We start from the raw sequence: 12,042 nt of genomic DNA on the forward strand, positions 1-12,042 counted from the left end.
CAGGCCGGCGCTCAGGCGACGGCTACTGCATGCGGTGCACGTGCCAGCACGGCCAGCAGGTTCTTCGCCGCGCCCACGCCCATGTTCACGTAGGCGTCGCTCGTCACGCCGCCGATGTGCGGGCTGAGGATGAAGTGCTTCTCGCCCTGGAAGGGGTGGCCCGCCGTCATCGGCTCCACCGCAAAGCTGTCGAGCCCGGCCGCCATGACCTGGCCTGAGCGTACGGCGGCCAGCAGATCGGCCTCGTCGATCAGGCCACCACGTGCCGTGTTCACCACAATCACGCCGCGCTTGCATTGCGCCAGCGTGGTGGCGTTCAGCAGGTTGCGGTTTTCGTCGGTCAGCGGGCAGTGCAACGAGATGGCATCCGATTCGCGCCAGATCGTCTCCAGGTCCACTGCCTGCACATAGGCGGGCAGGTTCTTGGCAAACGGATCGAAGCCGATCACGCGCATGCCCAGGGCGTCGGCCATCTTGGCAAAACGCAGGCCGATGGCGCCCAGACCCACCAGGCCCACCGTGCGGCCACCCAGCTCCAGGCTCTTGTGCGTGGCCTTGTCCCAGTGGCCAGCGTGCATGCGCGCATCCAATGCCACCACCGATTTGGCGCAGGCCAGCAGCAGGGCCAGGGCCTGCTCGGCCACGGCGGCGGCGTTGGCGCCCACGGCGGCCACCACCTCAATGCCACGGGCTTTGGCAGCCACCTTGTCGATGGTGTCGGTGCCGCTGCCGTGCTTGGAAATGACCTTGAGCGCGGGGGCCGCGTCCATCACCGCAGCGCCCACCTTGCCGTAGCGCACGATGATGGCCACGGGGTTGTGCGCGCGGCACAGGGCCACCATGTCCTCTTCCGTCGGCGTCTTGCCTGCGTAGACGATCTCGTAGCCTGTGAGCAGGTCGAGGGCTTGTTGCGCCAGGTCGGCGCCTGTGACGATGATGACGGGGTGGGTAGCGTTGCTCACAGCGATTCCCCTTCCTTCAAAACACCCGCAGCGCGCAGGGCGGCGGGCAGCCATTTCGATGCGGTGTCGCCACGGGCGATGGCTTCGATGCGGGCGGCTTCGTCGGCCACCTTCTTGTCGGCCAGGGCCAGCATGGCGGGGGCTTTTTCGCGCTCGATGACGACCACGCCGTCGGCGTCGCCCACCACCAGGTCACCCGGGTTGACCACCGCGCCGCCGGCGCTGATGGGGTGGTTGATGCGGCCGGGCACGTACTTGGTCGGCCCTGCAGGGTTGAAGCCCGCGCTGAACACGGGGAAGTCCAGCTCCAGAATTTCCAGCTTGTCGCGGATGGAGGCGTCCACGATCACACCCGCCAGGCCGCGCTTCTTGCAGGCGCTGAGCATCAGCGTGCCCATCAGCGCCGCCGTCTGGTCGCCCTTGCCGTCAATCACCAGCACATCGCCTGGCTGGGCCAGGGCGATGGCGGCGTGGATCATGAGGTTGTCGCCGGGGCGCACTTCCACGGTGAAGGCGGGGCCAGCCACCTTCATGTTCTGGTGCACAGGCGCCACGCGGCCATGCATGGTGCCGCGGCGGCCTGCCACGTCGGCCAGGATGGCGGCTTGGTAGGTAGCGGCCTGGGCAACAACGTCGCCGCTCACGCGGTCAATGGTGCGGATGATTTCAGGGAGTTGGCTCATGGGAGTGGTCCGGTTGAACGATGGAATGAAGAAAGGAAATAAGAGAACTGCGGTGGTCAGTCGGCTTTGATGCCGCCTTCTTTGATGACCTTGGCCCACTTGGCCGAGTCGGCCTTTTGCAGGTCGCCCAGCTGCTGGGGCGTGCCGCCCACCAGCGTCACGCCCAGCTTGTCGGCCAGGGCGATGAGGGCGGGGTCTTTCAGCGCGGCAGCGATCTCGCGGTTCAGGCGCTGCACGATGGCGGCGGGCGTCTTGGCGGGCGCAAACACGGCCTGCCACTGCTCCACCACAAAGTCCTTGAGCCCCGCCTCGCCCATGGTGGGCACGGCAGGCAGGGCCTTGAGGCGCTGGGCAGAGGTGACGGCCAGGGCGCGCAACTTGCCCGACTGCACATGCGGCAGCGCGGCGGCTGCGGGGGCAAACATGAACTGCACCTGCTCGGCCAAAGTGTCTTGCAGCGCGGGGGTGTCGCCCTTGTAGGGCACATGGATGAAGCGCGCGCCGGTTTGCTGCTGCAGCAGCTCACCCTGCATTTGCAAAATGGTGCCGTTGCCGCCCGAGGCAAACGCCAGCTTGCCCGGCTGGGCCTTGGCGGCGGCCAGCAAGTCGGCCACCGTCTTGAAGGGCTGGTTGGCGCCCACCACCAGGATGTGGGGGATGGTGCCCACGGTGATCACGGGCTCGAACGCCGTGATGTGGTCGTAGGGCAGCTTGGCCATCAGGTGCGGCGCAATCGCCTGCGGGCCGATGGACGTGCCCAGCAGCGTGAGCCCGTCTGGCGCCGCCTTGGCCACGTAGGCCGCGCCAATGGTGCCCGTGGCCCCGGCCTTGTTGTCCACGATGACGTTGGTGGACAGGGCCGCGCCCAGCTTGAGGGCGATGTTGCGGCCCAGCACATCGGTGCTGCCACCGGCGGGGTAAGGCACCACCCAGGTAATGAGCTTGCCCGCAGGCCAATCGTTTTGCGCCCAAGCGGGCAGCCCCGTGCCCACGCCAGCGCCCGCAAGGGCCAGGGTGGTCAGAAGGTGGCGGCGCTGCGCGCCGTGCGTGGATAGGGGAGATACCAAAGAGGTCATGGTGCAAGGCCCTCAGACAGGGGTGGGGGATGAAGAAGTCGAGACCGGCGGGAAGCCGTAAAGCGCGGCAGGGTTGGTGACCAGCACGCGGCGCAGGGCATCCGCACCGGCCTGATCGCACCAGCGCGCCAGGGTGTCGATTTGCAATGCGTCGTCCGGCACGGGGTGCAGGCCAGCGCTGGCGGTGGCGTGGGGCCAGTCGCTGCCCCACAGCACGCGCTCAGGCGCCGCACGCAAGTAGCTGGCGGCCAGTGCATCGAGCGCCGGGTCGTCCACCGCATGGGTGGCGCTGACGATGTAGCCGCCCGAAAGCTTGACCCAGGCCCTGCCCTCGCCCAGCAGCTGCAGCAGCAGTGCGTGGGCCGGGTGCGTCCCGGCTTGCTCGGGGGCGATGCGGCCCAGGTGGTCAAACACCAAGGGCACGGGCACACTGCGCAGCACATCGCCCAGGCAAGCCAGCACATCGGACGCCATCAGCAGCTGCAGATGCCAGCCCCAGGGGGCAATGCGCCGGGCCAGCGGCAGGATGGAGTCCACCGAGCCCGTGACGCCCAGCGACAGGTTCAGCCGTACGCCGCGCACGCCCACGTCGTGCAGGGCTTGCAGCTGGGCATCGCTCTCGCTGCCATCGATCACGGCCACGCCCCGGGCCTGCGTACCCAACGCGGCCAGGCCCTGCAACATGCAGCGGTTGTCCGAACCGTAGGTGGATGGCGTGACCAGCACCGTGCGCTCGGTGCCCAGGCGCTGCTGCAGCGCGCGGTAGTCGCTGGCCGACGCGTCGGGCGGCAACAGCCGGGCGCCGGGCGCAGCAGGAAAGCGCTGGTCGTACACATGCACGTGGCAGTCGCACGCCGCCGCAGGCAGTGCGGTACGGGGCGCCGTCGTTCCCAGCGAGAACGGTACGGGCGTGACAAGGCGATCGCGGGTCATGGCGACGGGCAGTCAGCGGGGGATGAACGTGGCGGCTCGATCAGTCCAGGCTGGCGCCAGAGTCCTTCACGATCTTGGACCAGCGCGGCACTTCGGTGCGCAGCAGTGCCGCAAACTGCTCGGACGTGCCCCCGAGGATGTCGCCGCCTTCAGAGCGCAGCTTGTCCGCCACGTCTGGTTGCTTGAGGGCCTGGTTGATGGCCTTGTTCAGCTGCGCCACGATGGCTGCAGGCGTGCCCGCAGGGGCCAGCACACCGAACCAGGTCACGGCCTCAAAGCCCTTGAACCCGGACTCCGCCAGCGTGGGCACATCCGGCAGCTGCGCGGAGCGCTGGGCCGAGGTGATGGCAATGACCTTGAGCTTGCCATTGCGTACATGGCCGAGCAGCGTGGGCACCGACGACATGTACAGATCAATCTGCCCGCCCATCAGGTCCGTCATGGCCTGGGCCGCACCCTTGTAAGGGATGTGGCGCAGCTGGATACCTGCAGCGTTTTCGGCCAGTTCGCCGGCCAGATGGGCCACGGTGCCGTTGCCTGAGTAGCCCAGCGTCAGTGCATCAGGCTTGCCCTTGGAGGCAGCCACCACATCGGCAAAGGTCTTGAAGCGCGAGTTGACCGGCACCGCCATCACGATGGGCGAGGACGACACCAGCGCCACCGGCGCCAGGTCCTTGAGCGGGTCGTAGGGCAGCTTCTTGTACAGCGTAGGATTGATGGCGAGGTTGCTGGTCTGCCCCATCACCAGCGTGTAGCCGTCCGGGTCGGCCTTGGCCACAGCGTCCACCCCCAGGTTGCCACCGGCGCCGGGGCGGTTGTCCACGATCACGCTCCACTTGTTCTGGTCGGCCATCTTCTGCGCCACGGCGCGGGCGATCATGTCGGTGCCACCGCCGGGGGGGAACGGAACAATCAGGCGGATGGCCTTGGCGGGGTAAGCCGTCTGCGCCTGCGCAGCGCCGTGGGGCACGGCCACGGCCGCAAGGCCCAGGAAAGCGGCGCACAGGCGCGCACTCAAAGAACGTGAAAGCGATGAAAGAGCGATCATGGATTTGTCTCCGTTATGGTGGTTCGTCACGCCGATCTGCAAGGGCCTGTTCGGGCCTGGCGCCGTGGAGTGCGAATGTACGCACGCGTTTCAACCCATACAATGCAGTTGCACACAATGAAACGAATTGCGCCATGAGCAACCCACACTCGTCGCCCGCGCGCCCTGCCCCGCGCAAGGCCACCCAGCCAAATGCCACCACTGCCGGGGCCGATGAAAGCGCAGACGGGCCGACCGATGCGGCGACCAAGGACACCGGTGGCGTGATCGCCGTGACGCGTGCGCTGCAGGTGCTGGAGGCCTTTGCGCTGGGCGAGTCCAGCCTGTCCCTGGCAGAGCTGAGCCGCCGCTGCAGCCTTCACAAGACCACCGTACTGCGCCTGGCCCGCACGCTGGCGCAGTCTGGGTTCATGGTGCAGCGCGAAGACGGCGACTGGCGCCTGGGCCCGGCCGCAGGCTGGCTGGGTGCGCGCTACCAGGCAGGCTTTGACGTGCAGAACGTGCTGGAGCCCGCGCTGCGTGAACTGACCCTTGCCACCGGCGAAAGCGCTGCGTTTTACGTGCGTGAAGGCAATGTGCGCACCTGCCTCGTGCGCGTGGAAGGCCCGCAAGCGCTGCGCCACCACGCCCGCATGGGCGAAGGACTGCCGCTGGACAAGGGCTCACCGGGCCGCGTGATCCTGGCGTTTTCGGGCGAGCCGGGCAAGGCCTATGAAGAGATCCGCAAGAAGGGCTACCACTGGTCCATTGGTGAACGGGAACAGGGCGTGGCCACCGTGTCGGCGCCGGTGTTTGGCATGCACTGGCGGCTCATGGGCTCGGTGTGCATCTCAGGCCCGGCCTCGCGTTTGCCCGCCGAAAAGCTCGAAGCGCTGGCGCACACCGTGGTCGCTGCAGCGACACAGTTGTCCTACGCGCTGGCTGGCAGTTCGGCCGCGCCGGCCCATGCCCCCGTGCGGGCGACGCAATGGCATCCCTGATACTTGCATCCGTTATCCACCCCACACAAAAACCGAGGAGACTGCCGTGAGCCGCTACCCCTTCCCTGACCTGAATACCCTGCCCGACGACATCCGCGCGCGGATTCTTGAAGTGCAGGAGAAGGCGGGATTCATCCCCAACGTGTTCCTCGCGTTTGCCCGCCGGCCAGCGGAATGGCGTGCATTCTTTGCGTACCACGACGCGCTCATGCTCAAGGAAGAAGGCAGCCTGACCAAGGGCGAGCGCGAGATGATCGTCACCACCACCAGCGCGGCCAATCAGTGCCTGTATTGCGTGGTGGCGCATGGCGCGATCCTGCGCATCTACGAGAAGAAGCCGCTCATCGCCGACCAGGTGGCGGTGAACTACCGCAAGGCGGACATCAGCCCCCGGGAGCGGGCCATGCTCGACTTCGCCATGAAGGTGTGCCAGAACGCCCACGAGATCGACGACACGGATTTCGAGGCCCTGCACCCCCATGGTTTCGATGACGAGGACATCTGGGACATCGCCGCCATCACGGCATTCTTTGGCCTGTCCAACCGCATGGCCAGCTTTGCGGGCATGCAGCCCAACCCTGAGTTCTATCTGATGGGCCGTGTGCCCAAGGCCAAGCCTGCGGCCTGATCCAAACCATGCGCTCCGCACGAACGATCTGGCTTTGGGTGCTGGCCGCCCCTGCGGTACAGGCCGCAGGGTTTGGGCCACCGGAGGGCACGCTGCCCCTTCACCCTTTGACTGTGGCCGTGCCTGCTGGTGCGCTGTCGCCGTTGCGGTCCGCCTCGCTCTTCCGCGAAGAGTCCAGCACGGGGGCGGCGCCCACTTACTACCTCGGTGCGGGTGTTGCAGGCTCGCGCCTGCAAATCCCTGACTCGCCGGGCGCTACGGCGTGGCAGGTCATACCCACCGCCGATTGCGTACGCCTGGAGCCCGTGCCCCCCGCACTGCTGCACACCCCATCCGTGCAGGCAGTGCTGGTGCAACAGAATCCGCTGCCCATGGAGTGCGCTGCGGCCTTCGAGGGGAGCTGTACCAGCCGTGACGACAAACTGCGCATCACCACGACCTTCGAGGGCCGGCGCCGCGCGGCGCGCGTGGGTGGCGGCTTCTTTGGCACCGAAGGCACCATAGACACCACCTTTTACACAGGCGTGCGCACCCTCAGCATCGAACACCTGCCCAGCCGTCTTGTGCTGCGCATGCAAGAACGCCTGAACAACAGCAACGGCTACAGCGCACCGCAGACAGCCATCCGGTATTTGCCTGAGCTGCAGCGCCTGCTCTTGCTGGGTGCCTCCGAGGCACAGGGCATGCCCATGGCGCACTGCGTAGCCCTGCCGCCCGGTTGACTGTATTCCTTGCCGCTCGGTCGCCGCAGGTAGCGCCCCTCCCCTGTGCTCACCATCTCCGCATCAGTCATCAGGCGTCAGGCAGGCAAGCCAACGTCTTCCTGAGGCACCCAGGGCTGCTGCGCCCGCCACTGGTCCAGCCAGCCAGGCATCTGCTGCGCAGGCATAGGCCGCGCAATGCCATACCCTTGGCCCAACACGCAGCCCATGGCCAGCAGCTTGCGACCGTGGGCCACAGTCTCTACGCCCTCGGCAATCACCTTGCGGTTGAAGGCCTTGGACAGGCCGACCACGCCCTGGACGATGGCCAGGTCATCCCGGTCTTCGAGCATGTCGCGCACAAAGCTCTGGTCGATCTTGAGCAGCTCTGCAGGCAGCTTTTTCAGGTAGGTCAGCGACGAATAACCGGTCCCAAAATCGTCCAGAGCAAACCGCACGCCCAGTTCGGCGCATGCGTGCATCAGGCCAGATACCTGGGCCATGTCCTGCAACGCGCTGGTCTCCACAATCTCCAGCTCCAGCGCCGACGAAGGCACCGAGGGATGCGCGGCCAGTGCCTGGCGCAGCTTGTGCACAAAGTCCTCTTGCTGGAGCTGCTTGGAGAACACGTTGACGCTGACCGGCATGCGCAGCCCCACCGCCAGCCACTGCGCCATTTGCGACAGGGCCATGTCCAGCACCCGCTCGCCAATCGCAATCGCCATGTCGTGGTCTTCAATCACCGGCAGGAACTGGCTCGGGGCCAGCAGGCCCCGCTGCGGATGCAACCAGCGGACCAGCGCCTCCATCCCCACCACCTCACCTGTCTGCATGTTGACCTGGGGCTGGTAGTACAGCACCAGCTCCCGCTGCGCGATGGCGGTGGCAATCTGCTCCAGGCTTTCGCGCTTGATCCGGATGGCCGCATCGCTGGCCACATCAAACAGGTGGAACCGATTCTTGCCCGCCTGCTTGGCCAGGTACATGGCCTGGTCGGCATGGCGGATGAGCTGCTCCGAACTGGAACCATCCTGCGGGTAGATGGTGACGCCAATGCTGGCAGACACCTGCAGGGATTGCCCGTTCACAAGCAACGGCTCGGCCGCCACCTGCAACAGCCGCAACAGCAGGGGCTCGCAGTCCTGCTCGGCCGTCAGGTCGGTCATGACGGCCACAAACTCGTCCCCACCAATGCGCGCGAGCGTGTCGCCATCGCGCAGTGCAGACCGCAGACGCTTGGCAATCGCCACCAGAAACTCGTCGCCCGCCGCATGGCCATACCGGTCGTTGATGTCCTTGAAGCCATCCAGATCCAGAAACGCCACCGCCAGCGACTTGTTGCGACGCACACAGTGCGCCATGGCCTGCTGAAGCCTGTCGGCCAGCAGAACGCGGTTGGGCAGGTGCGTCAGCATGTCAAAGTGCGCTACCTCGGCCAACTGCTCGTTGATGCGGCGCATCTGTGCATTGGCAGCCTCCAGCTCGGCCTGGCTGCGCAGGCGCTCCGTGATGTCGCGAACAATCATGCTGCTGTATTGGCGGCCTTCACTGTCGCCATAAATGCTGGAGCTGATCTCGGCGGTGAAGTGGCTGCCATCACCCCGGACCATGGTCAGCAGGCCGGCCGCCTGCCCCCTCTGCTGGCGCTGTACCAGCAGCTCCTGCAACCGGGGGTCGGCAGGGTCGGCCAGCCCCATGCGCCCCCGGGCGATGATTTGTGCCTCGCTCAAGTCAAACAGTCGGCAAGCCGCCTGGTTCACGGCCAGCACGGTGCCATCGGGCGAGGTCAGCAACACTGCGTCCATGCTGTTGTCAAACAGCGCCTGGAACTTGAGTTCGCGGTCCTGTAACTGCGACGTCAGCTTGCGCCGCATGGTGATGTCGACAAAGGTCACCACGATCTTGTCGAGCGCTCCCACCGGCGTGAACCAGGGGTCGGCACGGCACAGCACCCAGCATATGTCGGCGTCTTTGGAGCGAACAATGCCCACCACGATGCCGTTGACTGGTTCGCGGGTGGCAACCACGCGCGAGGCGGGGTAGTCAGACACGGGCATGGTCTGGCCTTCCTCGTTCAGGAAGGACCAGGCCGGGTCCATCAGCTGCTTGCCGGTCATCTGCTCAAAGCTCAGCCCCAGGAGGTTGCTGGCCTCGGCGTTGCACCGCACCACCGCACCCGTCGCATCGTGGATCACCAGGCCCGTCATCAGGTTGTCGATGAGCGACCGCTGCTCGGTTTCACTGTCGCGCAGCACTTGTTCCACCACCAGCCTTTGCTGCGCACTTTCGCTCTCGCGGCGCGCCAGGCGCAGCGACACAAACTTGATGAACGCCAGCAACAGGGCCGTCAGCGCCAGTGGAGTGTCGATGCTGCGGGCCCATACCTGCCAGAACCGGCGCTCGGACTGGCCCACAAACACCGTCACTGGAAGTTTTTCGAGCCGGTGAAAAAGGTTCACGAAGTGCTGGCCGTTGAGCAGCGCATTGGGCCCTTCCACCCGCCCTTGCACCGGAAACTGTTGTTGCGTGAGATACCGGATCAACGCCCCGGCACGGCGCGTGCCGTATACCTCGTCCTTGGTGACTGCGGCGGGCACCGGAAAGCGGGTCATCAGATAGCCATCGTCACGCAGCACGCCCACAGTGAGCTGCTGCACCAGTGGCGCGTCTTTCCAGAGCGACTCCAGAAAATCCACAGGGAATACATCGGTCAACACGGCCTGCGCCTGGCCATTTTGATCCCGCAGCACATAGCGCAGGGTGAAAACCCAGTCCTTGTCCAGCGCATCGCGCTGCGGCCGCCCCAGGTAGATATCGCGCAGGTCCCGGGCATCGCGCGCAAAGTCCTGAAAGCTGGGTTGAGCAGCCAGACTGGGGAGGCCCTGCAGGCTGGGCGTGTGCGACGAGGCCAGTAATTGGCCGTTCATGTCGCTCACGTAGGTCTGGCTGACTTCGGGGCGGTACTTGAGGTAGTCCACCAACAACTGCTGCACCTGGGCCAGGTTGTCGATTCCCCCGGGTGAAATCGCAATGGTCTCAGCCAGGCTGAGCATGCCCGCGCGCTTGGAAAGAAAGAAGGTGTCCAGCGTCCGCGTAAGCAGCACCAGGTTGGACTGCATGTGCTCCTCTTCACGGTCCCTGACCTGCCCCCATTCGTCAAAGGCGTACAGGCCAAACATGAAGAGAACCGACGCGATGACCAGATTGGTCACCTTGTTGATGCTGCTGGCAGCCACGCTTGCTGGGATGGTCGAATTCATTCAGAAAGCACTAAGCAGCACGTCGGTGCGGTATTGGAAATCCCCTCCCCAGCTCTATTCGTTTTCTTCTATCGTTGCCGAAGTCATCCTAACAGGTAACAAAAAGAACAGGAGGTTGAATGAGAAGGCGCGGTATGGGGTCGGCGGTATGGGCACAGTGCTCCGCGCCTCGGTGCCAGTGGGACCGTATTCACTGGCTACCGCAGGGCCACCAGCAGAGGGAAGAAGTGGCACGGGTGCTGGGTGCGGGTAGAGGCTCGCCTTCCACCGTGCCGTCAAACCACCGGTGCAAATCCCCAAAATACTATCTTTTAAATAGCAATCAAGGCATGTATCACGTGCGCTACCGGCCGAATAACCCAAAAAATGAGCCGCCAGCCCCCGCCACAGGGCTCAAGTGACGAGACGGACGGTCAGCTGGCAGTCACCAGCGTCCGCATCCAGTCGGGCAGCGGCGCCGCCTTCTGCTGCGGAAAGTCCACCCAGATCGTCGTAGCTCCGCCCGCTGCGCATATCACGCCCGGCTGGTCCACGCGCTCCATCGTGCCCCAGGTCTCGAACGTGGTGCGGCCCGGGTCGCTCACGTAGAGCTTGAGCAACACGTCGGCCGGGTATTCGAGCTGCTTGTAGAAATTGCAGAACGCATTGACGATGACAGGCCCCTGTCCGCGCGGGTCGGGGTTGCAGCCCACCGACACCATCCACTCGATGCGCGCGGTTTCCAGGTAGCGGAAGTACATGGTGTTGTTGACATGGCCCATCGCATCCATGTCGCCCCAGCGCACCGGGAACCGCATCTCAAAGACCAGCTTCTTGACCTCAGGGATTTCGATCTTCATACCCGCTCGTGCCCCAGGGATCAGACCGCGAAGCCGTCGTCGGCTGCGATCACCGCGCCATTCACAAAATGGCTCTGGTCGCTGGCCAGCATCACCAGCAGCGCATCCAGGTCCTGCGGCTGGCCCACGCGCTTGCGCGGCAGCATGTCCATGAGCTTCTTGCCCTGCTCGGTCTGCCAGTGGTGGTGGTTGATTTCCGTGTCGATGTAGCCGGGGCAGATCGCATTCACGTTGATGCCGAACCGGCCCCACTCCAGGGCCATCGCCCGGGTCATCTGCACCACAGCGGCCTTGCTCATGCAATAGGCGCCGATCTGCGGCAGCACCTTCAGGCCCGCCATCGAAGCGATATTGATGATGCGACCGCCGGTGAAGCTGCCCGGCGCTGCACCGCGGGAGCGGGCCAGCATGCGCTTGCCCACCTCTTGCGCCACAAAGAAGGCGCCCTTCACGTTGGTGTCGAAGATGAAGTCATAGTCCTCGGGCGTCACGTCCTGGATGCGCTGCGTGGTGCTCACGCCCGAGTTGTTGACCAGAATGTCGATGGAGCCCATTTCGGTCTCGGCATGGGCCACGGCGGCCTTGATGGAGTCGTGGTCGGTCACGTCCAGCTCGATCACATGAGCGTCACCGCCCTCGCCTTCGATGCGCGCGCGCAGCTCCTTGAGTTTTTCCACCCGGCGGCTGGCCAGCACGACGCCTGCGCCCGCTCGGGCCAGGGTGCGGGCAAACTGCGCGCCCAGGCCGCTGGAGGCGCCCGTGATGAAGGCCACGCGGCCGGACAAGTCGATGCTGTATGCCATTTAGAGTCTCCCTACTGATCAAAATAGAACGGTCGTTCGATTGTCTATATTCCGTGAATACAATCAGTCGCCAGACAGACAGGGCGCGGTCGGCGCTCTGTAGAAAATAATCCATTATCAAACGCCCGA

The 12,042-nt window shown here is 65.3% G+C and carries 11 protein-coding genes; 3 read left to right on the forward strand and 8 right to left on the reverse strand.

Annotated features, from left to right (window positions below):
- Window positions 1-11 precede the first annotated feature (11 nt).
- The 5 genes from C8C96_RS16990 to C8C96_RS17010 are packed head-to-tail and all read right to left on the reverse strand — an operon-like array spanning window position 12 to window position 4,702.
- Window positions 12-962, reverse strand: a complete 951-nt coding sequence (locus C8C96_RS16990) for an NAD(P)-dependent oxidoreductase (RefSeq protein WP_199737486.1) — start codon at window positions 960-962, stop codon at window positions 12-14.
- Entirely contained in the window at window positions 959-1,645 is a 687-nt protein-coding gene (locus C8C96_RS16995) for a diguanylate cyclase (RefSeq protein WP_056746123.1), read from the reverse strand. The genes C8C96_RS16990 and C8C96_RS16995 overlap by 4 nt, the downstream gene beginning before the upstream one ends.
- A gap of 56 nt (window positions 1,646-1,701) precedes the next feature.
- On the reverse strand, window positions 1,702-2,721 hold the full coding sequence (locus tag C8C96_RS17000; protein WP_121943058.1) for a tripartite tricarboxylate transporter substrate binding protein: 1,020 nt from the start codon (window positions 2,719-2,721) through the stop codon (window positions 1,702-1,704).
- Window positions 2,722-2,733: 12 nt separating this feature from the next.
- Window positions 2,734-3,654 carry an amidohydrolase gene (locus C8C96_RS17005; RefSeq protein ID WP_121943059.1) on the reverse strand — a complete coding sequence of 307 codons (921 nt, stop codon included), beginning with the start codon at window positions 3,652-3,654 and terminating at the stop codon, window positions 2,734-2,736.
- Between the two features lie 40 nt (window positions 3,655-3,694).
- Window positions 3,695-4,702: a tripartite tricarboxylate transporter substrate binding protein gene (locus tag C8C96_RS17010; protein WP_199737487.1), complete on the reverse strand. Its 1,008-nt coding sequence runs from the start codon at window positions 4,700-4,702 to the stop codon at window positions 3,695-3,697.
- Between the two features lie 134 nt (window positions 4,703-4,836).
- Between C8C96_RS17010 and C8C96_RS17015 the strand changes: the two genes are divergently transcribed.
- From C8C96_RS17015 to C8C96_RS17025, 3 genes are read left to right on the forward strand one after another with little or no spacing between them, the layout of a single operon-like run.
- Window positions 4,837-5,682: an IclR family transcriptional regulator gene (locus C8C96_RS17015; protein ID WP_121943060.1), complete on the forward strand. Its 846-nt coding sequence runs from the start codon at window positions 4,837-4,839 to the stop codon at window positions 5,680-5,682.
- A 46-nt stretch (window positions 5,683-5,728) separates the two neighbouring features.
- Window positions 5,729-6,310, forward strand: coding sequence for a peroxidase-related enzyme (locus C8C96_RS17020; RefSeq protein WP_121943061.1), 582 nt, complete (start codon window positions 5,729-5,731; stop codon window positions 6,308-6,310).
- Between the two features lie 8 nt (window positions 6,311-6,318).
- The gene (locus tag C8C96_RS17025; protein ID WP_121943062.1) at window positions 6,319-7,032 is read left to right on the forward strand and encodes a hypothetical protein; all 714 of its coding nucleotides are present in this window, start codon (window positions 6,319-6,321) and stop codon (window positions 7,030-7,032) included.
- 77 nt (window positions 7,033-7,109) lie between these two features.
- Here C8C96_RS17025 and C8C96_RS17030 read toward each other — a convergent pair whose 3' ends face one another.
- The 3 genes from C8C96_RS17030 to C8C96_RS17040 all read right to left on the reverse strand — a co-directional run bounded on the left by C8C96_RS17030 (window position 7,110) and on the right by C8C96_RS17040 (window position 11,913).
- Entirely contained in the window at window positions 7,110-10,271 is a 3,162-nt protein-coding gene (locus C8C96_RS17030) for an EAL domain-containing protein (RefSeq protein ID WP_121943063.1), read from the reverse strand.
- Between the two features lie 413 nt (window positions 10,272-10,684).
- A complete protein-coding gene (locus C8C96_RS17035; protein ID WP_121943064.1) occupies window positions 10,685-11,110 on the reverse strand; it encodes a thioesterase family protein in 426 nt (141 codons plus the stop codon).
- Window positions 11,111-11,130: 20 nt separating this feature from the next.
- Window positions 11,131-11,913, reverse strand: a complete 783-nt coding sequence (locus C8C96_RS17040) for an SDR family oxidoreductase (protein ID WP_121943065.1) — start codon at window positions 11,911-11,913, stop codon at window positions 11,131-11,133.
- Window positions 11,914-12,042: the final 129 nt, after the last annotated feature.

The organism is Acidovorax sp. 100, assembly GCF_003688355.1.
Taxonomy (GTDB): Bacteria; Pseudomonadota; Gammaproteobacteria; order Burkholderiales; family Burkholderiaceae_C; genus Acidovorax; species Acidovorax delafieldii.

Bases quoted from the DNA above. Each gene is read 5' to 3' on its own strand.
- C8C96_RS16995 (WP_056746123.1), bottom strand. From the start codon at position 1,645: ATGAGCCAACTCCCTGAAATCATCCGCACCATTGACCGCGTGAGCGGC.
- C8C96_RS17000 (WP_121943058.1), bottom strand. From the start codon at position 2,721: ATGACCTCTTTGGTATCTCCCCTATCCACGCACGGCGCGCAGCGCCGC.
- C8C96_RS17005 (WP_121943059.1), bottom strand. From the start codon at position 3,654: ATGACCCGCGATCGCCTTGTCACGCCCGTACCGTTCTCGCTGGGAACG.
- C8C96_RS17010 (WP_199737487.1), bottom strand. From the start codon at position 4,702: ATGATCGCTCTTTCATCGCTTTCACGTTCTTTGAGTGCGCGCCTGTGC.
- C8C96_RS17015 (WP_121943060.1), top strand. From the start codon at position 4,837: ATGAGCAACCCACACTCGTCGCCCGCGCGCCCTGCCCCGCGCAAGGCC.
- C8C96_RS17025 (WP_121943062.1), top strand. From the start codon at position 6,319: ATGCGCTCCGCACGAACGATCTGGCTTTGGGTGCTGGCCGCCCCTGCG.
- C8C96_RS17030 (WP_121943063.1), bottom strand. From the start codon at position 10,271: ATGAATTCGACCATCCCAGCAAGCGTGGCTGCCAGCAGCATCAACAAG.
- C8C96_RS17035 (WP_121943064.1), bottom strand. From the start codon at position 11,110: ATGAAGATCGAAATCCCTGAGGTCAAGAAGCTGGTCTTTGAGATGCGG.
- C8C96_RS17040 (WP_121943065.1), bottom strand. From the start codon at position 11,913: ATGGCATACAGCATCGACTTGTCCGGCCGCGTGGCCTTCATCACGGGC.